20 protein-coding genes are annotated in these 23142 nt (G+C 54.4%); all 20 read left to right on the top strand.

What is annotated here, in order from left to right; translation table 11 throughout:
* The 20 genes from frr to B9L19_RS12110 all read left to right on the top strand — a co-directional run bounded on the left by frr (position 1) and on the right by B9L19_RS12110 (position 23140).
* Positions 1-558 (top strand): ribosome recycling factor, encoded by a 558-nt coding sequence (frr, locus tag B9L19_RS12205; RefSeq protein WP_011230752.1) that lies wholly within the window; start codon positions 1-3, stop codon positions 556-558.
* Between the two features lie 82 nt (positions 559-640).
* Entirely contained in the window at positions 641-1414 is a 774-nt protein-coding gene (gene uppS / locus B9L19_RS12200; RefSeq protein ID WP_047753348.1) for an undecaprenyl pyrophosphate synthase, read from the top strand.
* A complete protein-coding gene (locus B9L19_RS12195) occupies positions 1411-2205 on the top strand; it encodes a phosphatidate cytidylyltransferase (RefSeq protein ID WP_025951108.1) in 795 nt (264 codons plus the stop codon). The genes uppS and B9L19_RS12195 overlap by 4 nt, the downstream gene beginning before the upstream one ends.
* 20 nt (positions 2206-2225) lie before the next feature.
* On the top strand, positions 2226-3374 hold the full coding sequence (gene dxr, locus B9L19_RS12190; RefSeq protein WP_025951109.1) for a 1-deoxy-D-xylulose-5-phosphate reductoisomerase: 1149 nt from the start codon (positions 2226-2228) through the stop codon (positions 3372-3374).
* Positions 3375-3376: 2 nt separating this feature from the next.
* Positions 3377-4642 carry an RIP metalloprotease RseP gene (gene rseP, locus B9L19_RS12185; RefSeq protein ID WP_198527173.1) on the top strand — a complete coding sequence of 422 codons (1266 nt, stop codon included), beginning with the start codon at positions 3377-3379 and terminating at the stop codon, positions 4640-4642.
* Between the two features lie 23 nt (positions 4643-4665).
* The gene (locus tag B9L19_RS12180; protein WP_025951111.1) at positions 4666-6369 is read left to right on the top strand and encodes a proline--tRNA ligase; all 1704 of its coding nucleotides are present in this window, start codon (positions 4666-4668) and stop codon (positions 6367-6369) included.
* Between the two features lie 102 nt (positions 6370-6471).
* Positions 6472-10776, top strand: a complete 4305-nt coding sequence (locus tag B9L19_RS12175; protein ID WP_033024384.1) for a PolC-type DNA polymerase III — start codon at positions 6472-6474, stop codon at positions 10774-10776.
* 244 nt (positions 10777-11020) lie between these two features.
* Complete coding sequence (gene rimP, locus B9L19_RS12170; RefSeq protein WP_025951113.1) at positions 11021-11494, top strand: ribosome maturation factor RimP; 474 nt, start codon at positions 11021-11023, stop codon at positions 11492-11494.
* Between the two features lie 24 nt (positions 11495-11518).
* The gene (gene nusA, locus B9L19_RS12165; protein ID WP_025951114.1) at positions 11519-12670 is read left to right on the top strand and encodes a transcription termination factor NusA; all 1152 of its coding nucleotides are present in this window, start codon (positions 11519-11521) and stop codon (positions 12668-12670) included.
* 13 nt (positions 12671-12683) lie between these two features.
* Positions 12684-12974, top strand: a complete 291-nt coding sequence (gene rnpM / locus B9L19_RS12160; protein ID WP_011230761.1) for an RNase P modulator RnpM — start codon at positions 12684-12686, stop codon at positions 12972-12974.
* Positions 12964-13272 (top strand): YlxQ family RNA-binding protein, encoded by a 309-nt coding sequence (locus B9L19_RS12155; RefSeq protein ID WP_011230762.1) that lies wholly within the window; start codon positions 12964-12966, stop codon positions 13270-13272. Before rnpM ends, B9L19_RS12155 begins: the two co-directional genes overlap by 11 nt.
* Before the next feature lie 13 nt (positions 13273-13285).
* Complete coding sequence (infB, locus tag B9L19_RS12150) at positions 13286-15505, top strand: translation initiation factor IF-2 (RefSeq protein ID WP_047753346.1); 2220 nt, start codon at positions 13286-13288, stop codon at positions 15503-15505.
* Positions 15502-15780, top strand: coding sequence for a DUF503 domain-containing protein (locus B9L19_RS12145; RefSeq protein ID WP_015374431.1), 279 nt, complete (start codon positions 15502-15504; stop codon positions 15778-15780). Before infB ends, B9L19_RS12145 begins: the two co-directional genes overlap by 4 nt.
* Positions 15781-15795: 15 nt before the next feature.
* A complete protein-coding gene (gene rbfA / locus B9L19_RS12140; RefSeq protein WP_025951116.1) occupies positions 15796-16179 on the top strand; it encodes a 30S ribosome-binding factor RbfA in 384 nt (127 codons plus the stop codon).
* 54 nt (positions 16180-16233) lie between these two features.
* Positions 16234-17142: a tRNA pseudouridine(55) synthase TruB gene (gene truB, locus B9L19_RS12135; RefSeq protein WP_025951117.1), complete on the top strand. Its 909-nt coding sequence runs from the start codon at positions 16234-16236 to the stop codon at positions 17140-17142.
* 43 nt (positions 17143-17185) lie between these two features.
* Positions 17186-18166 (top strand): bifunctional riboflavin kinase/FAD synthetase, encoded by a 981-nt coding sequence (gene ribF, locus B9L19_RS12130; RefSeq protein WP_025951118.1) that lies wholly within the window; start codon positions 17186-17188, stop codon positions 18164-18166.
* Positions 18167-18253: 87 nt separating this feature from the next.
* Positions 18254-18523: a 30S ribosomal protein S15 gene (gene rpsO, locus B9L19_RS12125; protein ID WP_011230768.1), complete on the top strand. Its 270-nt coding sequence runs from the start codon at positions 18254-18256 to the stop codon at positions 18521-18523.
* A 140-nt stretch (positions 18524-18663) separates the two neighbouring features.
* Positions 18664-20835: a polyribonucleotide nucleotidyltransferase gene (gene pnp / locus B9L19_RS12120; protein WP_011230769.1), complete on the top strand. Its 2172-nt coding sequence runs from the start codon at positions 18664-18666 to the stop codon at positions 20833-20835.
* Positions 20836-20922: 87 nt separating this feature from the next.
* A complete protein-coding gene (locus B9L19_RS12115) occupies positions 20923-21906 on the top strand; it encodes a polysaccharide deacetylase family protein (RefSeq protein ID WP_047753342.1) in 984 nt (327 codons plus the stop codon).
* Positions 21893-23140, top strand: coding sequence for a M16 family metallopeptidase (locus B9L19_RS12110; protein WP_033024377.1), 1248 nt, complete (start codon positions 21893-21895; stop codon positions 23138-23140). The genes B9L19_RS12115 and B9L19_RS12110 overlap by 14 nt, the downstream gene beginning before the upstream one ends.
* Positions 23141-23142: the final 2 nt, after the last annotated feature.

The raw sequence follows: 23142 nt of genomic DNA, 5'->3' as shown, positions 1-23142 counted from the left end.
ATGGCAAAGCAAGTGATCCAACAGGCGAAAGAAAAAATGGATAAAGCGGTGCAAGCGTTCACCCGCGAGCTGGCAAGCATTCGCGCCGGACGGGCAAACGCCGGGCTGCTTGAGAAAGTAACCGTTGACTATTACGGCGTGCCGACGCCAATCAACCAACTGGCCTCCATCAGCGTGCCGGAAGCGCGGCTGCTTGTCATTCAGCCGTACGACAAATCGGCCATTAAAGAAATGGAAAAAGCGATTTTAGCATCGGATTTAGGGCTGACGCCATCGAATGATGGATCCGTCATTCGTCTTGTTATTCCGCCGCTCACCGAGGAACGGCGCCGCGAGCTCGCGAAGCTTGTCAAAAAGTATTCAGAAGACGCGAAAGTCGCGGTGCGCAACATCCGCCGCGATGCGAACGATGAATTGAAAAAGCTCGAGAAAAACGGCGAGATTACGGAAGATGAGCTCCGCAGCTACACGGACGAAGTGCAAAAGCTGACCGATGACCACATCGCCAAAATTGACGCCATCACAAAAGAAAAAGAAAAAGAAGTGATGGAAGTATAGGCAAAACCATGCAAACCCTCTATGTTGATGGAGGGTTTTTTTGCTATAATGGAAAGGCAAAACACGATCCCGGAGGACTCGTATGTTCAATAAAATGCGAAAAACAAAAGAGAAAGACGTCCCGGTGACGAAAGAAGAGGTGCTCAGGCATCCAATGCCGAACCACGTCGCCATCATTATGGACGGAAACGGGAGATGGGCGAAAAAGCGGGCGCTGCCGAGGGCGGCCGGCCATTACGAAGGCATGCAAGTTGTGCGCAAAATCACTCGTTTTGCGAATGAGCTGGGGATTCAGATTTTGTCGCTTTACGCGTTTTCGACAGAAAACTGGAAACGTCCGAAAAGTGAAGTCGATTATTTGATGAAGCTGCCCGAACAGTTTTTGACGACGTTTCTTCCCGAGCTCGTCGCCGAAAATGTCAAAGTCCAAGTGATCGGTCATACGGAGGCGCTGCCCGATCATACGCGTCGGGCGGTCGAGAAAGCCGTGGAGGAAACAAGCGGCAACACCGGACTTGTGTTAAACTTTGCCCTTAATTATGGAAGCCGGGCGGAAATCACTGCCGCCGTAAAGCAGATCGCCAAAGACGTCGAACGCGGGATGCTCGCGCCGGAAGACATCACCGAGCCGCTCATTTCCTCGTACTTGATGACGAGCGGGCTCGCTGACCCTGACTTGCTCATCCGTACGAGCGGGGAGATTCGCTTGAGCAATTTCATGCTTTGGCAGTTGGCGTATACGGAACTTTGGTTTACGGATGTCTTATGGCCGGATTTTACGGAGCAACATTTCTTAGAGGCGATTGCCGCTTACCAGCGGCGCGACCGCCGATTTGGAGGAGTGTCAGCGCGATGAAGCAGCGAATCATCACCGGAGTCATAGCGGCGGCGCTCTTTTTGCCGATTGTTATTTTTGGCGGATTTCCGTTTATAATAGTAACATATATATTGGCCACGATTGGGCTGTTTGAATTGTTGCGGATGAAAGGGATGCACCCGTTGTCGTTTGTCGGAGCGGCTGGATTGATCGCCCTTTGGCTGTTGCTTGTTCCCGCCCGTTACGGCGGCGAGTGGTTGGCGTCTGGGACCGCCAAATTTGGCGTGCTCGCCGCTTTGGCTTTTTTGTTGCTTGTCGGTACGGTCGTGACGAAAAATGCGCTCTCGTTCGATGAGGCGGCGTTTGTCGTTTTGGCGGTCGTCTATGTCGGCGTAGGGTTTTTCTGTTTCGGTGCTGTTCGTTTGGTTGGGTTCGTGTACTTCGTTTATGCGTTGTTTGTCATTTGGGCGACTGACATTGGGGCGTATTTCTTTGGCCGCGCGTTTGGCCGGCGCAAGCTATGGCCGGAGATCAGCCCCAAAAAAACGGTGGAAGGCGCCATCGGCGGCATCGCTTCCGCGGCTGTTGTCGCCGCGATTTACGAGTGGGCGGCGGGGCCGTTTGGCAGTTTGGCGGCCGCGCTTGGCGTCGCGTTGCTGCTGTCTATGTTCGGTCAGCTCGGCGATTTGATCGAATCGGCATTTAAGCGCCATTACGGCGTCAAAGATTCCGGGGCGATTTTGCCGGGACATGGCGGCATTTTAGACCGGTTTGACAGCTTGCTGTTCGTGCTGCCGATATTGTACATATTGCTTGAAATCGTACGATAAGCGGGTGAGGAGTGAAACGATTGAAATATATTAGTATATTAGGGGCGAGCGGATCGATCGGCACACAGACGCTCGATGTCATCCGCGCCCATCCGGACGAATTCCGCTTGGCCGCCGCATCGGTCGGGAAAAATATCGAGGCGGCGAGGCGGCTGATCGCTGAATTTTCCCCAAGTCTTGTCGCCGTCGCTGACCGTGATGCGTATGAAGTTCTTTATCGCGAGTACCGGGGGCGGACGACGATCGTGTACGGAGAGGAAGGATTGATTGAAGCAGCCGTTTGCCCACAAGCCGATGTTGTCGTCACCGCTGTCGTCGGCAGCGTCGGCCTTGTGCCGACGCTGAAGGCGATTGAAGCGGGAAAAGCGATCGCCCTCGCCAACAAAGAGACGCTCGTTGTCGCCGGACATCTCGTCATGGCTGCAGCCAAGCGGCGCGGTGTGCCGCTGTTGCCGGTTGACAGTGAACATTCCGCCATTTTTCAATGTCTGCAAGGGGAAAGGATGGAACACGTTGACAAACTCATTCTGACCGCATCCGGCGGCAGCTTCCGCGACAAGACGCGCCGAGAGCTCGCTCATGTGACGGTTGAGGAGGCGCTTTGCCATCCGAACTGGTCGATGGGGGCAAAAATTACGATTGATTCGGCGACCATGATGAATAAAGGATTTGAGGTCATTGAGGCTCATTGGCTGTTCGGGCTGCCGTATGAGCGGATTGAGGTTGTTTTGCATCGAGAAAGCATCATCCATTCGCTCGTTCAGTTCCGTGACACAAGTGTATTGGCGCAGCTTGGAACGCCGGATATGCGCGTTCCGATCCAATATGCGCTTGCGTATCCAAAGCGGTTGCCGCTCCCATCCGCCAAGCCGCTTGATTTCATCTCGCTTGGGGCGCTCCATTTCGCCCCGGTTGATTTCGACCGCTATCGCTGTTTGCGTCTCGCCTATGAGGCTGGCAAGCGCGGCGGCTCGCTGCCGACGGTGTTGAATGCGGCCAATGAGGAGGCGGTGGCGGCGTTTTTAGCCGGGCGCATTCCGTTTTTGGCCATCGAGGAGTGGATTGAACGCGCGCTCGAGCGCCATCGGCCAGTGAGCGATCCGCAGCTTGAGGACATTCGTGAAATCGATGCGGACGCGCGCGCCTACGTCCGCTCACTACTATCATAAAGGTGGTTGAAACGTTGGAATCGATCATTTCATTTATCGTCGTCTTTGGTGCTCTTGTCTTTTTTCACGAGCTCGGCCACTTGCTGCTAGCAAAACGGGCCGGCATTTTGTGCCGCGAATTTGCCATCGGCTTCGGGCCGAAAGTGTTTTCGTTCAAGAAAAACGAAACGGTGTACACGATCCGCCTGCTCCCGCTTGGCGGCTTCGTCCGCATGGCCGGTGAAGACCCGGAGACGATTGAATTGAAGCGTGGGCAAGTCGTCGGTCTTTTGCTTGATGAGAGCGGCCAAGTGGAAAAAATCGTCCTCAACCATAAGGACGATTATCCGAATATCCGCGTAGTGGAAGTGGAAGAGGCCGATTTAGAGCATGGCATGTATGTGACCGGCTATACGGACGGCGAGCGGTTCGAGCGGTTTACGGTCAAGGAGCCGGCGTTTTTCGTCGTCGACCGCCAAGAGATTCAAATTGCTCCGTACCATCGCCAATTTGCGGCAAAAACGCTCGGGCAGCGAACGATGACGATTTTGGCCGGACCGCTCGCCAACTTTCTCTTGTCGCTCGTTGTCTTTATCATCATCGGTCTTTTGCAAGGCTATCCGGTCGACAAGCCGGTGATCGGCGAGCTGACGCCGGAAGGAGCGGCGCGCGCCGCCGGCTTGAAGCAAGGGGATGAAGTGATCGCCATTAACGGCGAACGGATGGAAACATGGACGGAAATCGTCAACACGATTCGCGCCCATCCGGGAGAACCGCTTCAGTTTCAAATTGAGCGGAATGGGAAAGAACGGAGTGTGATGGTCACTCCGGAGGCGAAAACGGTGCAAGGGGAGACGATCGGCTTGATCGGCGTCTATCAGCCGATGGAAAAATCGGTGTTAGGCTCGATCAAGCAAGGGCTGGTTGAGACGTATTACTGGACGCGGGAAATTGTAACGGGGCTCGGCCAATTGATCACCGGCCAGTTTCAGCTTGATATGCTGTCCGGACCGGTCGGCATCGCCGTATCGACCGGCAAAGTTGCGGAGTCTGGGATCTACTACTTGATGAAATGGGGCGCGATTTTAAGCATCAACCTGGGGATTGTCAACTTGTTGCCATTGCCGGCGCTAGACGGCGGGCGGCTCCTCTTTTTCGCCATTGAAGCGGTGCGCGGCAAGCCGGTCGACCGGCAAAAAGAAGGAATGGTTCATTTTATCGGCTTTGCCTTGCTTATGTTGCTGATGCTTGTGGTGACATGGAATGACATTCAAAAATTTTTCCTATAGAGAGAAAACGAGGTGGCTAATGGATGAGACAAAGTCAAGCATTTATTCCGACGTTGCGTGAAGTGCCGGCGGATGCGGAAGTAAAAAGCCATCAGCTCCTGCTGCGGGCCGGCTTCATTCGTCAAAGCGCAAGCGGCGTCTATACGTTTTTGCCGCTTGGGCAGCGTGTTTTGCAAAAAGTGGAAGCCATCATTCGCGAGGAAATGAACCGGATTGGAGCGATGGAGCTCTTCATGCCGGCCTTGCAGCCAGCTGAGCTTTGGCAGCAGTCCGGCCGCTGGTACTCGTACGGGCCGGAGCTGATGCGCTTAAAAGACCGGCACGAGCGCGATTTCGCCCTCGGGCCGACGCATGAGGAAATGATCACGGCGATCGTCCGCGACGAGGTGAAAACGTACAAGCGGCTGCCGCTTGTCTTGTATCAAATCCAAACGAAATTCCGCGATGAAAAGCGTCCGCGTTTTGGGCTGTTGCGCGGCCGCGAGTTCATGATGAAAGACGCCTACTCGTTCCATACGTCGAAAGAAAGCTTGGATGAAACGTACAACAACATGTATGAGGCGTATGCGAACATTTTCCGCCGCTGCGGATTGAACTTCCGCGCCGTCATCGCGGATTCGGGGGCGATCGGCGGCAAAGACACGCACGAGTTCATGGTGCTCTCGGACATCGGCGAAGATACGATCGCCTACTCCGATGCGTCTGACTATGCCGCCAACATCGAGATGGCGCCGGTCGTGGCGACGTACGAAAAAAGCGATGAGCCGCCGGCCGAATTGAAAAAAGTGGCGACGCCGGGGCAAAAAACGATCGATGAAGTCGCTTCCTACTTGCAAGTTTCGCCGGAGCGCTGCATCAAATCGCTTTTGTTCAATGTGGACGGCCGCTATGTGCTCGTTCTCGTCCGCGGCGATCATGAAGCGAACGAGGTGAAGGTGAAAAACGTGCTCGACGCGACGGTCGTCGAATTGGCGACGCCGGAAGAAACGGAGCGGGTGATGAACGCTCCCATCGGTTCGCTCGGCCCGATCGGCGTCAGCGAAGACGTCACGGTGATCGCGGACCATGCTGTCGCCGCCATCGTCAACGGCGTTTGCGGCGCGAACGAGGAAGGATACCATTACATCGGAGTCAACCCGGACCGCGATTTTGCCGTCAGTCAATACGCCGATTTGCGCTTCGTAAAAGAAGGCGACCCGTCTCCAGATGGCAAAGGGACGATCCGCTTTGCCCGCGGCATTGAAGTCGGGCATGTGTTTAAGCTGGGGACAAAATACAGCGAAGCGATGAACGCCGTCTATTTGGATGAAAACGGCCAAACGCAGACGATGATCATGGGTTGCTACGGCATCGGCGTCTCCAGGCTGGTGGCGGCGATCGCCGAGCAGTTTGCTGACGAACACGGGCTTGTGTGGCCGGCTTCGGTCGCACCGTTTCACATCCATTTGCTTACAGCGAACGCAAAAAGCGATGAACAGCGCGCGTTGGCGGAAGAGTGGTATGAAAAGCTCGGACAGGCTGGGTTTGAAGTGTTGTATGACGACCGCCCCGAACGGGCCGGAGTGAAGTTTGCCGACAGCGATTTGATCGGCATTCCGCTCCGCGTCACCGTCGGCAAGCGAGCGGGCGAAGGCGTTGTGGAAGTAAAAGTGCGGAAAACAGGCGAGACGTTCGATGTGCCGGTCAGCGAGCTTGTCGACACTGCGCGCCGTCTCCTTCAATCATGAGTGCCGGCGCTGGCGAAAAAGAATTCTGTCTTTTTCGCCGGCGCTTTTGTTATGGTATGATATAGAAAGAGAATGATGTTGAGAGGGGAACAAACGGACGTCATGGTGACAAAAGAGCAAAAAGAGCGGTTTCTCATCCTGCTTGAGCAGCTGAAGATGACGTCGGACGAATGGCTGCCGCATTTTCGTGAGGCAGCCATTCGCAAAGTCGTGATCGATAAAGAGGAGAAAAGCTGGCATTTTTATTTTCAGTTCGACAACGTGCTGCCGGTTCATGTATACAAAACGTTTGCCGATCGGCTGCAGACGGCGTTCCGCCATATCGCCGCCGTCCGCCATACGATGGAGGTCGAAGCGCCGCGCGTAACTGAGGCGGATGTGCAGGCGTATTGGCCGCTTTGCCTTGCCGAGCTGCAAGAAGGCATGTCGCCGCTTGTCGATTGGCTCAGCCGGCAGACGCCTGAGCTGAAAGGAAACAAGCTGCTTGTCGTTGCCCGCCATGAAGCGGAAGCGCTGGCGATCAAACGGCGGTTCGCCAAAAAAATCGCTGATGTGTACGCTTCGTTTGGGTTTCCCCCCCTTCAGCTTGACGTCAGCGTCGAGCCGTCCAAGCAAGAAATGGAACAGTTTTTGGCGCAAAAACAGCAAGAGGACGAAGAGCGAGCGCTTGCTGTACTGACCGATTTAGCGAGGGAAGAAGAAAAGGCCGCATCTGCGCCGCCGCCCGGTCCGCTTGTCATCGGCTATCCGATCCGCGACGAGGAGCCGGTGCGGCGGCTTGAAACGATCGTCGAAGAAGAGCGGCGCGTCGTGGTGCAAGGCTATGTATTTGACGCCGAAGTGAGCGAATTAAAAAGCGGCCGCACGCTGTTGACCATGAAAATCACCGATTACACGAACTCGATTTTAGTCAAAATGTTTTCGCGCGACAAAGAGGACGCCGAGCTCATGAGCGGCGTCAAAAAAGGCATGTGGGTGAAAGTGCGCGGCAGCGTGCAAAACGATACGTTCGTCCGTGATTTGGTCATCATCGCCAACGATTTGAACGAAATCGCCGCAAACGAACGGCAAGATACGGCGCCGGAAGGGGAAAAAAGGGTCGAGCTCCATTTGCATACCCCGATGAGCCAAATGGACGCGGTCACCTCGGTGACAAAACTCATTGAGCAAGCGAAAAAATGGGGGCATCCGGCGATCGCCGTCACCGACCATGCCGTTGTTCAGTCGTTTCCGGAGGCCTACAGCGCGGCGAAAAAACACGGCATGAAGGTCATTTACGGCCTTGAAGCGAACATCGTCGACGATGGCGTGCCGATCGCCTACAATGAAACGCACCGCCGTCTTTCGGAGGAGACGTACGTCGTCTTTGACGTCGAGACGACGGGCCTGTCGGCTGTGTACAATACGATCATTGAGCTGGCGGCGGTGAAAGTGAAAGACGGCGAGATCATCGACCGGTTCATGTCGTTTGCCAACCCTGGACACCCGTTGTCGGTGACAACGATGGAGCTGACTGGGATCACCGATGAGATGGTGAAAGACGCCCCGAAGCCGGACGAGGTGCTAGCCCGTTTTGTTGACTGGGCCGGCGATGCGACGCTTGTTGCCCACAACGCCAGCTTTGACATCGGTTTTTTAAACGCGGGCCTCGCTCGCATGGGGCGCGGCAAAATCGCGAATCCCGTCATCGATACGCTCGAGCTGGCCCGTTTTTTATACCCGGATTTGAAAAACCATCGGCTCAATACATTGTGCAAAAAATTTGACATTGAATTGACGCAGCATCACCGCGCCATCTACGACGCGGAGGCGACCGGGCGTTTGCTGATGCGGCTGTTGAAGGAAGCGGAAGAGCGCGGCATACTGTTTCATGACGAATTAAACAGCCGCACGCACAGCGAAGCGTCCTATCGGCTTGCGCGCCCGTTCCATGTGACGCTGTTGGCGCAAAACGAGACTGGATTGAAAAATTTGTTCAAGCTTGTGTCATTGTCGCACATTCAATATTTTCACCGTGTGCCGCGCATCCCGCGCTCCGTGCTCGTCAAGCACCGCGACGGCCTGCTTGTCGGCTCGGGCTGCGACAAAGGAGAGCTGTTTGACAACTTGATCCAAAAGGCGCCGGAAGAAGTCGAAGACATCGCCCGTTTTTACGATTTTCTTGAAGTGCATCCGCCGGACGTGTACAAGCCGCTCATCGAGATGGATTATGTGAAAGACGAAGAGATGATCCAAAACATCATCCGCAGCATTGTCGCCCTTGGTGAGAAGCTTGACATCCCGGTTGTCGCCACTGGCAACGTTCATTACTTGAACCGAGAAGATAAAATTTACCGGAAAATCTTAATCCATTCGCAAGGCGGGGCGAATCCGCTCAACCGCCATGAACTGCCGGATGTATATTTCCGTACGACGAATGAAATGCTTGACTGCTTCTCGTTTTTAGGGCCGGAAAAAGCGAAGGAAATCGTCGTTGACAACACGCAAAAAATCGCTTCGTTAATCGGCGATGTCAAGCCGATCAAAGATGAGCTGTATACGCCGCGCATCGAAGGGGCGGACGAGGAAATCAGGGAAATGAGCTACCGGCGGGCGAAGGAAATTTACGGCGACCCGTTGCCGAAAATTGTTGAAGAGCGGCTTGAGAAGGAGCTAAAAAGCATCATCGGCCATGGCTTTGCCGTCATTTATTTGATCTCGCACAAGCTTGTGAAAAAATCGCTCGATGACGGCTACCTTGTCGGATCGCGTGGATCGGTCGGCTCGTCGTTTGTCGCGACGATGACGGAAATCACCGAGGTCAATCCGCTGCCGCCGCATTACGTCTGCCCGAACTGCAAGCATTCGGAGTTCTTTAACGACGGTTCAGTCGGCTCAGGGTTTGATTTGCCGGATCAAAACTGCCCGCGATGTGGGGCGAAATACAAAAAAGACGGGCACGACATCCCGTTTGAGACGTTCCTCGGCTTTAAAGGCGACAAAGTGCCGGATATTGATTTGAACTTTTCCGGCGAATACCAGCCGCGCGCCCACAACTATACGAAAGTGCTGTTTGGCGAAGACAACGTCTACCGCGCCGGGACGATTGGCACGGTCGCTGACAAAACGGCGTACGGATTTGTCAAAGCGTATGCGAGCGACCATAACTTAGAGCTGCGCGGCGCGGAAATCGACCGGCTCGCGGCCGGCTGCACCGGGGTGAAGCGGACGACCGGGCAGCATCCGGGCGGCATCATCGTTGTCCCGGATTATATGGAAATTTACGATTTTACGCCGATTCAATATCCGGCCGATGACACGTCCTCTGAATGGCGGACGACCCATTTCGACTTCCATTCGATCCACGACAATTTGTTGAAGCTTGATATTCTCGGGCACGACGATCCGACGGTCATTCGCATGCTGCAAGATTTAAGCGGCATCGATCCGAAAACGATCCCGACCGACGACCCGGATGTGATGGGCATTTTCAGCAGCACCGAGCCGCTTGGTGTTACGCCGGAGCAAATCATGTGCAATGTCGGCACGATCGGCATTCCGGAGTTTGGCACGCGCTTCGTTCGCCAAATGTTGGAAGAGACAAGGCCAAAAACGTTTTCCGAACTCGTGCAAATTTCCGGCTTGTCGCACGGCACCGATGTGTGGCTCGGCAACGCGCAAGAGCTCATTCAAAACGGCACGTGCACGTTATCGGAAGTCATCGGCTGCCGCGACGACATTATGGTCTATTTGATTTACCGCGGGCTTGAGCCGTCGCTTGCATTTAAAATTATGGAATCGGTGCGCAAAGGGAAAGGATTGACGCCGGAGTTTGAAGCGGAGATGCGCAAGCATAACGTGCCGGAGTGGTACATCGATTCATGCAAAAAAATCAAGTACATGTTCCCGAAAGCGCACGCCGCCGCCTATGTGTTAATGGCGGTGCGCATCGCCTACTTTAAGGTGCACCATCCGCTTTTGTATTACGCGTCGTACTTTACGGTGCGGGCGGAGGACTTTGACCTTGACGCCATGATCAAAGGATCAGCCGCCATTCGCAAGCGGATTGAGGAAATCAACGCCAAAGGCATTCAGGCGACGGCGAAAGAAAAAAGCTTGCTCACGGTTCTTGAGGTGGCCTTAGAGATGTGCGAGCGCGGCTTTTCCTTTAAAAATATCGATTTGTATCGCTCGCAGGCGACGGAATTCGTCATTGACGGCAATTCTCTCATTCCGCCGTTCAACGCCATTCCGGGGCTTGGGACGAACGTGGCGCAGGCGATCGTGCGCGCCCGCGAGGAAGGCGAGTTTTTGTCGAAGGAGGATTTGCAACAGCGCGGCAAATTGTCGAAAACGCTGCTCGAGTATCTAGAAAGCCGCGGCTGCCTTGACTCGCTTCCAGACCATAATCAGCTGTCGCTGTTTTAGTGGAAACGCCGCCACTGAAGGAAGCGGACAGCGCTCTTTCGCCCGAGCGGCAGTTTCCCGTTGCAATATATTTCCCAATGTGTTATAGTTTTAGTGGAATTGGCAAAGATAATGGCAAGCAGAGAGTGGGGAAACCCACTCTTTCGTCTTGAATGGGCACCCGTCTCTCGTTCATTCCCCGCCTTGTGCAGGGGATTTTCTCATTATGCCACGCATGCACGTTTGCTCGGTAAGGAGGAACACAATGAGCAAAAAGGTGACAGAAACGGTCGAACAACTCGTCACACCGATTTTGGACGAAATGGGGCTTGAACTCGTCGATATTGAATATGTGAAGGAAGGGAAAAATTGGTTTTTGCGCGTCTTCATTGACTCTGACGATGGCGTCGATATTGAACAATGCGGTGCTGTCAGCGAAAAATTGAGCGAAAAGCTGGATGAAGTCGATCCGATTCCGCATAACTATTTTTTGGAAGTATCATCGCCCGGAGCGGAGCGGCCGCTGAAAAAGGCAAAAGATTTTGCCAAGGCCATTGGGAAACATGTATATATCAAAACGTATGAGCCCATTGAAGGAGAAAAGCAGTTTGAAGGCGAACTAACCGCTTTTGACGGAACGACCGTGACGCTGTTGATCAAAGACCGCGGACGGCAAAAAACGGTCGCCATTCCGTATGAAAAAGTGGCAAGCGCCCGATTAGCCGTCATTTTCTTCTAATCGCAAAAGGGGGATTTTTGTTGCATGAACACGCAATTGCTTGAGGCGTTAGCCGATCTGATGCGGGAAAAAGGCATCAGCAAAGAAGTGGTGATGGAAGCGATCGAAGCGGCGATCGTTTCGGCGTATAAACGCAATTTCGGCCAGGCGCAAAACGTGCGCGTCGATCTCAATATGGACACCGGCACGATCCGCGTGTTCGCGCGCAAAGATGTCGTCGAAGAGGTGGCCGATCCGCGCCTTGAAATTTCGCTTGAGGAGGCGCAGCGGATCAATCCGAATTATCAAATCGGCGACGTCGTCGAGCTCGAAGTGACGCCGCGCGATTTCGGGCGCATCGCCGCACAGACGGCGAAGCAAGTCGTCACCCAGCGCGTGCGCGAGGCAGAGCGGAGCATCATCTACGCCGAATTTGTCGACCGTGAAGAGGACATTATGACCGGCATCGTTCAGCGCGTCGACCCGCGCTTTGTCTACGTCAGCCTCGGCAAGGCGGAGGCGCTCCTGCCGGCAAACGAACAAATGCCGAATGAAATATATAAGCCGCACGACCGGTTGAAAGTATACATTACGAAAGTGGAAAAAACGACAAAAGGGCCGCAAATTTTCGTCTCCCGCACCCACCCGGGACTGTTGAAACGGCTGTTTGAGCTCGAAGTGCCGGAAATTTACGACGGAACGGTGGAGATTAAATCGATCGCCCGTGAAGCCGGCGATCGTTCCAAAATTTCCGTCCACTCCGACAACCCGGAAGTCGATCCGGTCGGTGCATGCGTCGGACCGAGAGGGCAACGCGTGCAGGCCATTGTTGATGAGCTGAACGGAGAAAAAATCGATATCGTCCGCTGGTCGGCCGATCCGGTGGAGTTTGTCGCCAATGCGTTAAGCCCGGCGAAAGTGTTGCGCGTTATTGTCAACGAGGAGCAAAAGGCGACAACGGTCATCGTTCCGGACTATCAGCTGTCGCTCGCCATCGGCAAACGCGGGCAAAACGCGCGGCTGGCGGCGAAATTGACCGGCTGGAAAATTGATATTAAAAGTGAATCGGAAGCGCGGGAGATGGGCATTGATCCGCATGCGCCATCCACTTCGCTTGATTTCAGCGATGCGGCGGCCGATAATGAAAATAGCGAAGAAAACGGCCCATCGTTTGATCAATCGGCGGAAATCGAGTGAGGGGGAATGAAAAATGGCAGCGCAAAAGAAAATTCCGTTGCGCAAATGCGTCGTCACTGGAGAGATGAAGCCGAAACGGGAGATGGTGCGCATTGTCCGCTCGAAAGAGGGGGAAGTGTCGATTGACCCAACCGGCAAAAAGGCAGGGCGCGGCGCGTATATTACCCTTGATCCGGAATGCATTTTGCAGGCGAAAAAGAAAAACATTTTGGCCCGCCATTTAAAAGCAGACATCGATGATGCGATTTATGACGAATTGCTCGCCTTGGCGGAAAAGGAGAAACAGGCCGGACATGAAGCATAACCGTTGGGCATCGCTGCTTGGATTGGCGCAGCGGGCGGGCAAAGTCGTCTCCGGCGAGGAGCTTGTCGTCAAAGAAGTGCAGCGGGGCCGGGCGCGGCTCGTCTTGCTTTCGCAAGACGCATCGGTCAACACCGAAAAAAAAGTGACGGACAAATGCACGTTTTATGGCGTCCCGCTTTGCAAAGTGCCGGACCGGTATGTGCTTGGCGGCGCGATCGGCAAGGACGCCCGCGTCGTTGTCGCTGTCATCGACGAAGGGTTTGCGCGCCAATTGCAAACGATGCTCGACCGATCTTAATGGGGGTGACTGTATGTCGAAAATGCGTGTGTATGAATACGCGAAAAAACAGAACGTTCCAAGCAAGGACGTCATTCATAAATTGAAAGAAATGAATATTGAAGTGAACAACCATATGGCGATGCTGGAGGCTGATGTCGTCGAAAAACTCGACCATCAATATCGCCCGAACACCGGGAAAAAAGAAGAGAAAAAGGCGGAAAAGAAAACGGAGAAGCCGAAACGGCCGACGCCGGCGAAAGCGGCCGATTTTGCTGATGAGGAAATGTTTGACGACAGCAAAGAAGCGGCGAAAATGAAACCGGCGAAGAAAAAGGGAGCGCCAAAAGGGAAGGAAACGAAAAAAACCGAGGCGCAACAGCAAGAAAAGAAACTGCTCCAAACGGCGAAAAAGAAAGGAAAAGTGCCGACGAAAGGGAAAAAGCAGGCAGCACCAGCCGCCAAACAAGCGCCGCAGCCGGCGAAAAAAGAAAAAGAGCTGCCGAAAAAAATTACGTTTGAAGGCTCGCTTACCGTGGCCGAACTGGCGAAAAAGCTTGGCCGCGAACCGTCGGAAATTATTAAGAAGCTGTTTATGCTCGGCGTGATGGCGACAATCAACCAAGATTTAGACAAAGACGCCATCGAGCTCATCTGCTCGGATTACGGCGTTGAAGTCGAAGAAAAAGTGACGATCGATGAGACGAACTTTGAAGCGATCGAAATTGTCGATGCGCCAGAAGATTTGGTTGAACGGCCGCCGGTCGTGACGATCATGGGGCACGTCGACCACGGGAAAACGACGTTGCTTGATGCGATCCGCCATTCCAAAGTGACGGAGCAAGAAGCCGGCGGTATTACGCAACACATCGGTGCGTATCAAGTGACGGTCAATGACAAAAAAATTACGTTCCTTGATACGCCGGGGCATGAAGCGTTTACAACGATGCGGGCGCGCGGCGCGCAAGTGACCGATATCGTCATTCTTGTCGTTGCCGCGGATGACGGGGTGATGCCGCAGACGGTGGAAGCGATCAACCACGCCAAGGCGGCAAACGTGCCGATTATTGTCGCCATCAACAAAATCGATAAGCCGGAAGCGAACCCGGACCGCGTCATGCAAGAATTGATGGAATACAACCTCGTTCCGGAAGAATGGGGCGGCGATACGATTTTCTGCAAGTTGTCGGCGAAAACGAAAGAGGGCCTTGATCATCTTTTGGAAATGATTTTGCTTGTCAGTGAGATGGAAGAATTAAAAGCCAACCCGAACCGGCGTGCGGTCGGTACGGTGATCGAAGCCAAGCTTGATAAAGGGCGTGGCCCGGTGGCAACGCTTTTGATTCAAGCGGGAACGTTGCGTGTCGGCGATCCGATCGTCGTCGGCACAACATACGGGCGCGTGCGCGCGATGGTGAACGACAGCGGCCGGCGCGTCAAAGAGGCGACTCCGTCGATGCCAGTCGAAATTACTGGGCTGCATGAAGTGCCGCAAGCCGGCGACCGCTTCATGGTGTTTGAGGATGAGAAAAAGGCGCGGCAAATCGCGGAGGTGCGGGCGCAGCGGCAGCTGCAGGAGCAGCGAAGCGTCAAAACGCGCGTCAGCTTGGATGATTTGTTTGAACAAATTAAGCAAGGCGAAATGAAAGAGCTGAATTTGATCGTCAAAGCCGATGTTCAAGGATCGGTTGAGGCGCTTGTCGCCGCCTTGCAAAAAATCGATGTGGAAGGCGTGCGGGTGAAAATCATCCACGCGGCTGTCGGCGCCATCACCGAATCGGATATTTCGCTGGCGACGGCATCGAACGCCATCGTCATTGGATTTAACGTCCGTCCGGATGCAAACGCAAAGCGCGCCGCTGAATCGGAAAAAGTCGACATCCGCCTCCATCGCATCATTTACAATGTCATCGAGGAAATTGAAGCGGCGATGAAAGGGATGCTCGATCCGGAGTACGAAGAGAAAGTGATCGGTCAGGCGGAAGTGCGGCAAACGTTCAAAGTATCGAAAGTCGGCACGATCGCCGGTTGCTATGTCACGGACGGCAAAATTACCCGCGACAGCAAGGTGCGCCTCATTCGCCAAGGCATCGTCGTCTACGAAGGGGAAATCGATTCGCTCAAGCGGTATAAAGACGATGTGCGCGAAGTGGCGCAAGGATATGAATGCGGGCTGACGATCAAAAACTTCAATGATATCAAAGAAGGAGATGTCATCGAAGCATACATTATGCAGGAAGTGGCCCGGGCATGATCGGCTTCGCCGCGTGCGAATGCATCATCTACAACGCCCGCTCGCTCAAGGATAAACGGGCCGTCCTGCAACGGGTCATGACAAGAATCCGGCAAAAATATAACGTCTCTGTGGCTGAAATCGATCATCAAGACGCATGGCAGCGGGCCAAAATCGGCCTTGTTGCCATTACATCCAGCCGCCGGGCGACCGAACGGGAGCTCGAGCGGGCGCTTGCTTTGATCGACTCGTTCCCTGAGCTGGAGCGGGCGGCCACATCATTCGAGTGGTTGTAACCGAGGTGATGGGTGATGAATATACGGGCAACTCGCGTTGGCGAGCAAATGAAAAAAGAGTTGAGCGACATCATCAGCCGCAGGCTGAAAGACCCGCGCATCGGCTTTGTCACGGTGACCGATGTGCGGGTCACCGGTGATTTGCAGCAGGCGAAAGTGTACATCAGCGTCCTTGGCGATGACAAGCAGCGGGAAGAGACGTTGAAGGCGCTCGAGAAAGCGAAAGGGTTTATCCGCTCGGAAATCGGGCAGCGCATCCGCCTTCGCAAGACGCCGGAAATTTTCTTTGAAATCGATGAAACAATGGAATACGGCAGCCGCATCGAACAGCTGATCCGGCAAATTTCAAGCGATGATCAACCGGCGAAAGAGGCGGATGGGGAGCCGAACAATGGATAGACGAACCGTCTATCCATTTCCATTCATGATCATGGAAACGGAAAGGGTGCGTCGATGGACGGGGTATTGCTGCTGAATAAACCGAAAGGGATGACGTCTCACGACTGCGTGGCCAAAGTGCGCCGTCTGCTTGGCGTAAAAAAAGCGGGACACACCGGCACGCTTGACCCAAACGTGTCCGGTGTGCTGCCCATTTGCCTTGGCAAGGCGACGCGCATCGCCGAGTTTTTGACCGGGACGAGGAAAACGTATGAAGGAAAAGTGACGCTTGGCGCCGCGACGACAACCGAAGATGCGGACGGCGACATCATCGCCGCCCGTCCGGTTGACCGGCCGATTGCGCGCGCGGAAATCGAAGCGGTGTTTGACAGCTTGACCGGAGAAATGGAGCAAACGCCGCCGATGTACTCCGCGGTGAAAGTGGGCGGCAAGAAACTGTATGAATATGCGCGCGCCGGCATCGAAGTCGAACGTCCGACGCGGCGCGTGACCATTTATGAGCTCGAACTGCTTGATGAACGTGAACAATTCTTTGGGGAAACGGTGTCATTTCGCTTTCGCGTCACGTGCAGCAAAGGCACGTACGTGCGTACGCTTTCGGTGATGATCGGCGAGCGGCTCGGCTATCCGGCGCATATGTCCGACCTCATCCGTACGGCGTCCGGGCCGTTTCGGCTTGAAGATTGCGTAACGTTTGAAGACGTTGAGCGCCGGGCGGCCGACGGGACGGCTGATGCCTTGCTCATCCCGATTGAGCGGGCGCTTTTTCATTTGCCGAAATATGAAATCAATGATAAAGTAGCAGAGAAGGTAAAAAACGGGGCGCTGCTCCGGCTTCCCGCTTTTTTAGAGAAACTTGACGGACCGGTCGTGCTTGTTTCGCCCGAGCGGGAAGCGCTGGCCCTGTACGTGAAGCATCCGGCGCGCCCCGGCTTGATGAAACCGCTCAAAGTGTTTCGTTAACGCCGCGGGTGCAGCGCGGAAATAAAGAAGGCAGGTCATGGACATGGAAACGCTGTTTCTTTCGCATCCGCACCGTCTCGAACGCCAGGCGCTCCCTCCGACGGTGATGGCGCTGGGCTATTTCGACGGCATCCATCTCGGCCATCAAAAAGTGATCCGCACCGCGGTCGAGATCGCCAACGAGCGTGGGTACGAAAGCGCGGTGATGACGTTTCATCCTCATCCGTCCGTTGTGCTTGGCAAACAGTCCGAGCTCTACTCGATCACGCCGCTTGGCAAAAAGGAGCAGCTGATTGCATCACTTGGCGTCAACCGGCTGTACATCGTTGAATTTACGCCGACGTTTGCTGCGCTGTCGCCAGAAGCGTTCGTTGACCAATATTTGGACGGGTTGCACGTGAAACATGTCGTCGCCGGCTTCGATTTCACTTATGGGCGGTTCGGAAAAGGAACGATGGAGACGATGCCGATTCATGCGCGCGGCCGCTTTGGACAGACGGTCATTCCGAAGCTCGAGGTCGACGGGGAAAAAGTGAGCTCGTCCCGGGTGCGGAAACTGCTCGAAGACGGGGCGGTCGAACAGCTTCCCCGCCTGCTCGGCCGCTTTTACGAGCTTGAAGGAACGGTCGTTGCCGGGGAACGGCGCGGGCGGATGATCGGCTTTCCAACGGCGAACATCGCGTTAAACAGCGATTATGCCTTGCCGGCAGTCGGCGTCTATGCAGTCAAGGCGGTGATCGGCGGGCAAGTATATGAAGGGGTGGCGAACGTCGGCTACAAACCAACGTTCCATCAAACGCGCGAAGGATTGCCGAATATTGAGGTGCACTTGTTCGAGTTTTCCGGCGATCTTTATGGACAAACGATGACCATTGAGTGGCACCGCCGTCTGCGGAGCGAGCAGAAGTTCGCCAGTGTCGACGAACTGACGGCGCAAATCGCCCGCGACAAGAAAGAGGCGGAGCAGTATTTCCGCTGTTTCAACGAAAAGACTTGCATTTTGCCGGAAAAAGAGGTATTCTAATCAATGTATGCGAACCATTGCTTGGCTAGGCGAGTCACCGACGCCCGCTCGGCAATCGGGGATCTAGGACTAGGGAGGTGAACAAGGATGGCATTGACGCAGGAGCGCAAACGCGAAATCATCGAGCAATTTAAAATCCATGAAAACGACACCGGTTCTCCGGAAGTGCAAGTTGCGATCCTGACGGAGCAAATCAACAACTTGAATGAGCATTTGCGCATTCATAAAAAAGACCATCATTCACGGCGCGGCTTGCTGAAAATGGTCGGGAAGCGCCGCAACTTATTGGCTTATTTGCGCAAGAAAGATGTGGCGCGCTACCGTGAATTGATTGAGAAACTTGGATTACGTCGATAAAAAAGCGGGAGCATTCCCGCTTTTTTGCTAGTTTATAGGCGTGATGGACACGACGATGATAACAATGGTGCCAATTCGTCTATACTAATCATCAGCGGATTGATCATTTCATCTGTACATAGAGAGGAGTACTCGTCTGTATGGAACAAGAGAAACGCGTGTTTTCCATCGATGTGGCTGGGCGGCCGCTCATCATTGAGACCGGCGAGCTGGCGAAACAGGCGAATGGCGCGGCACTCGTCCGCTACGGCGATACGGTCGTGTTGAGCACAGCCACCGCGTCGCGAGAGGCGAAAAACGTTGACTTTTTCCCGCTCACCGTCAACTACGAGGAACGGTTGTATGCGGTTGGAAAAATTCCTGGCGGATTTATTAAGCGCGAAGGTCGCCCGAGCGAGAAAGCCATTTTGGTGAGCCGTCTCATCGACCGACCGATTCGCCCGCTGTTTGCCGAAGGATTCCGCAACGAAGTGCAAGTCGTCTCGATGGTCATGAGCGTGGATCAGGACTGCGCGCCGGAAGTAGCGGCCTTAATCGGTTCGTCGGTGGCGCTGACGATTTCCGACATTCCGTTTGAAGGGCCGATCGCCGGTGTCATCGTCGGCCGCGTCGACGGCCAGTTTGTCATCAATCCGACGGTCGAGCAAATGGAAAAAAGCGATCTGCATCTTGTCGTCGCCGGCACAAAAGATGCGATCAACATGGTGGAAGCCGGGGCAGATGAGGTGCCGGAAGAAGTGATTTTGGAAGCGATCATGTTCGGCCATGAGGAAGTAAAGCGGCTCATCGCCTTCCAAGAGGAAATCGCCGCCCAAGTCGGCAAAGAAAAAATGGAAGTCGTCCTTTACGAGCCGGATCCAGCGCTGGAGGCGGAAATCCGCCAGCTTGCTGAAGCGGACATTAAGCGAGCGGTGCAAGTGCCGGAGAAATTGGCGCGCGATGCTGCCATTGAAGATGTGAAAGCTGGCGTCATCGCCAAATATGAGGCGGAAGAAGCGGATGAGGAGAAGCTCAAGCAAGTACAGGAAATTTTGCATAAACTCGTAAAAGAGGAAGTGCGCCGTTTGATCACGGTTGAGAAAATCCGTCCGGACGGGCGCAAAGTCGATGAAATTCGTCCGCTTTCATCGGCGGTCGGCGTCCTGCCGCGCACGCACGGCTCCGGTTTGTTTACGCGCGGGCAGACGCAAGTGTTGAGCGTTTGTACGCTTGGGGCGCTTGGCGACGTGCAAATTTTGGACGGGCTTGATCTTGAAGAATCGAAGCGATTTATGCACCATTACAACTTCCCGCCGTTTTCCGTCGGAGAAACCGGGCCGATGCGCGGGCCGGGGCGTCGAGAAATCGGACACGGGGCGCTTGGCGAGCGGGCGCTTGAGCCGGTCGTGCCGTCGGAACGCGAATTCCCGTATACGATCCGTCTCGTTTCAGAAGTGCTTGAGTCGAACGGTTCGACATCGCAGGCCAGCATTTGCGCCAGCACGCTGGCGATGATGGATGCTGGGGTGCCGATTAAAGCACCGGTCGCCGGCATTGCCATGGGGCTGGTGAAAAACGACGACCATTATACGATTTTGACGGACATTCAAGGCATCGAAGACCATCTTGGCGATATGGATTTTAAAGTCGCCGGCACGAGAAAAGGCGTGACGGCATTGCAAATGGACATTAAAATCAAAGGATTGACGCGCGAGATTTTGGAAGAGGCGCTCATGCAAGCGCGCAAAGGGCGGCTCGAGATTTTGGATCATATGATGCAAACGCTCAGCGAACCGCGCAAAGAGCTGTCTAAATATGCACCGAAAATTTTGATCATGCACATCAATCCGGACAAAATCCGGGAGGTGATCGGACCAAGCGGCAAGCAGATCAACAAAATCATCGACGAAACCGGCGTCAAAATCGACATCGAACAAGACGGCACGATTTTCATCTCGTCTGTGGATGAAGCGGCCAACCAAAAAGCGAAGCAAATCATTGAAGACATCGTCCGTGAAGTCGAAGTCGGCCAAGTGTACTTAGGCAAAGTGAAACGGATTGAAAAATTCGGAGCCTTCGTTGAGTTGTTCAACGGCAAAGACGGGCTTGTCCACATTTCCGAGCTCGCTGAAGGGCGGGTCGGCAAAGTCGAAGACGTCGTTTCGATCGGCGATGAAATTTTAGTAAAAGTAACGGAAATTGATAAGCAAGGGCGCGTCAACCTGTCGCGCAAAGCGGTGCTGCGCGATGCCCGCAACATTGGAGGGGAATTGCCGCGGGAATCTAGGGAAAAACGGGGAAGACGGCCGGAGCGCCATCGCATGAAGCCTTAGGAATTTGTTTCTTAAGGCTCTTTTGTTATGTTCTATCCTGTCCCCCTAAGACATATGTTGTAGTAGTAAAAAAGGAGGGGGACAAGGGTGAACAACGGAATTGCCCGCTATATGGCGCTAGCGGTCATGTTTCTTGCCGCCTGGGCGGCAGTTCATTGGCCTCCGGTTGGCGATTACATCGCGAGCTGGCGCCCGATGGAAACGACCGCGATGAAAGAGCGCGACAAGCTGTACGACACGATCGTCAAACAAGCGAAGCAATATGAAATTCCCGCCCAAGATGCGGTCATCGATAAAGTATGGAAGGCGACGCCCGGCTACAACGGGCTCGCCGTCGACATTGACGCCTCCTATCAAAACATGAAGAAAACGGGGATGTTTGATGAGCGAAAACTCGTGTTCCGTCAAGTGCCCCCGCGCGTCCATTTGGACGATTTGCCGCCGGCGCCGATTTACCGCGGCCATCCTGACAAGCCGATGGTGGCGTTTGCGGTCAATGTCGCTTGGGGGGAAGAATACCTCCCCGACATGCTGGAGACGATGAAAAAATACAATGTCAAGGCGACGTTCTTTTTGGAAGGACGATGGGTAAAAAAACACCCGGAGATGGCAAAAATGATAGCAGACGCCGGCCATGAAATCGGCAACCACTCCTACAGCCATCCCGATATGAAAACGCTCGCTGTCGATGACATCCGCCGCGAGCTCGAGAAAACAAACGAAGTGATTGAGGCGGCGACATCGGTGAAATGCAAATGGTTTGCCCCGCCAAGCGGCAGCTACCGCGACGAGGTCGTCGAGGTCGCCGCGGAACTCGGCATGAAAACGATTCTATGGAGCGTCGATACAATTGATTGGCAAAAACCGTCGCCATCTGTTATAGTGAAACGGGTGACATCGAAAGTCCATCCTGGCGCCATCATTTTGATGCACCCAACGATGCCGACGGCGGCGGCGCTTGATGAGCTGATCGTCTCGATCAAGCGCCGAGGCTATGCCCTAGGCAGCTTGACGGCCTTATTCGATGAGAAAAGACTGGCAAACAAACAGGAGGAACATGGAGTTGATTAACAAATATACGTGCAAAAACGGTGTGCGAATTGTGCTCGAGCAAATCCCGACTGTAAGGTCGGTGGCTATCGGCATATGGATCGGGACCGGTTCGCGCAATGAAACGGAGCAAACCAATGGCATTTCCCATTTTTTAGAGCATATGTTTTTCAAGGGTACAACGACGCGTACGGCCCGGGACATTGCGGAAGCATTCGACAGCATCGGCGGGCAAGTAAACGCCTTTACATCGAAGGAGTATACGTGTTACTACGCCAAAGTGTTGGATGAACATGCGCCGCTGGCGCTTGAAATGCTCGCCGATATGTTTTTCCACTCGACATTTGTCGAGGATGAGCTGCAAAAGGAGCGCAACGTCGTGCTCGAGGAAATCAAAATGTATGAAGATACACCGGATGACATCGTCCACGATTTGCTCGGCAAAGCGTGCTATGCGGGTCATCCGCTCGGCTATCCGATTTTGGGCACGGAAGAGACGCTGCGCACGTTTACTGGCGACACGCTGCGCCAATATATGGCGGACTACTATACACCGGATCGCGTCGTCATTTCGGTCGCCGGCAACGTCGACGAACGGTTTATGGATGAGGTCGAGCGCTATTTCGGCTCGTTCGCCGCAGAGAGCAAGCCGCCTTCTTCAGGGACGCCGGCGTTTGTGCCGCAAAAGATCGCGCGCAAAAAGGACACGGAGCAGGCGCACGTCTGCATCGGATTCAACGGGTTGCCGATCGGCCATCCGGACGCGTACCCGCTCCTCATCTTGAACAATATTTTAGGCGGCAGCATGAGCAGCCGGCTGTTTCAGGAAGTGCGCGAACAGCGCGGATTGGCGTATTCGGTGTTCTCGTACCATTCCGCCTACCAAGACAGCGGCCTGCTCGCCATTTACGCCGGCACCGGAAGCAGCCAGCTTGATGTGCTGTTCGAAACGATCCAGCAGACCATTCGCCAGCTGAAGGAGGACGGAGTGACCGAAAAAGAGTTGCATAACAGCAAAGAGCAGATGAAAGGAAGCCTGATGCTTGGGCTCGAGAGCACGAACAGCCGGATGAGCCGCAACGGCAAAAATGAACTCCTTCTCGGCCGCCACCGCTCGCTTGATGAGATCATTGAAGAGATTGAAAGTGTCACGGTGGAAAAAGTAAACGAACTGGCGCGCACGGTTTTCACGGACGATTACGCGCTCGCCTTAATCAGTCCGGACGGCGTGCTGCCGCGCCCGCTCCGTTCATAGAC

The sequence above is a fragment of the Geobacillus thermocatenulatus genome (genome assembly GCF_002217655.1).
GTDB lineage: Bacteria > Bacillota > Bacilli > Bacillales > Anoxybacillaceae > Geobacillus > Geobacillus thermocatenulatus.
The sequence above is the reverse complement of the archived record's forward strand: the minus strand, read 5'-3'. Positions and strand labels throughout refer to the sequence as shown.

Coding starts and splice junctions, on each gene's coding strand:
- B9L19_RS12110 (WP_033024377.1), top strand. CDS start 21,893: ATGGAGTTGATTAACAAATATACGTGCAAAAACGGTGTGCGAATTGTG.
- nusA (WP_025951114.1), top strand. CDS start 11,519: ATGAACACGCAATTGCTTGAGGCGTTAGCCGATCTGATGCGGGAAAAA.
- B9L19_RS12145 (WP_015374431.1), top strand. CDS start 15,502: ATGATCGGCTTCGCCGCGTGCGAATGCATCATCTACAACGCCCGCTCG.
- uppS (WP_047753348.1), top strand. CDS start 641: ATGTTCAATAAAATGCGAAAAACAAAAGAGAAAGACGTCCCGGTGACG.
- frr (WP_011230752.1), top strand. CDS start 1: ATGGCAAAGCAAGTGATCCAACAGGCGAAAGAAAAAATGGATAAAGCG.
- B9L19_RS12195 (WP_025951108.1), top strand. CDS start 1,411: ATGAAGCAGCGAATCATCACCGGAGTCATAGCGGCGGCGCTCTTTTTG.
- ribF (WP_025951118.1), top strand. CDS start 17,186: ATGGAAACGCTGTTTCTTTCGCATCCGCACCGTCTCGAACGCCAGGCG.
- rpsO (WP_011230768.1), top strand. CDS start 18,254: ATGGCATTGACGCAGGAGCGCAAACGCGAAATCATCGAGCAATTTAAA.
- rbfA (WP_025951116.1), top strand. CDS start 15,796: ATGAATATACGGGCAACTCGCGTTGGCGAGCAAATGAAAAAAGAGTTG.
- rnpM (WP_011230761.1), top strand. CDS start 12,684: ATGGCAGCGCAAAAGAAAATTCCGTTGCGCAAATGCGTCGTCACTGGA.
- B9L19_RS12175 (WP_033024384.1), top strand. CDS start 6,472: ATGGTGACAAAAGAGCAAAAAGAGCGGTTTCTCATCCTGCTTGAGCAG.
- rimP (WP_025951113.1), top strand. CDS start 11,021: ATGAGCAAAAAGGTGACAGAAACGGTCGAACAACTCGTCACACCGATT.
- B9L19_RS12155 (WP_011230762.1), top strand. CDS start 12,964: ATGAAGCATAACCGTTGGGCATCGCTGCTTGGATTGGCGCAGCGGGCG.
- B9L19_RS12180 (WP_025951111.1), top strand. CDS start 4,666: ATGAGACAAAGTCAAGCATTTATTCCGACGTTGCGTGAAGTGCCGGCG.
- infB (WP_047753346.1), top strand. CDS start 13,286: ATGTCGAAAATGCGTGTGTATGAATACGCGAAAAAACAGAACGTTCCA.
- truB (WP_025951117.1), top strand. CDS start 16,234: ATGGACGGGGTATTGCTGCTGAATAAACCGAAAGGGATGACGTCTCAC.
- pnp (WP_011230769.1), top strand. CDS start 18,664: ATGGAACAAGAGAAACGCGTGTTTTCCATCGATGTGGCTGGGCGGCCG.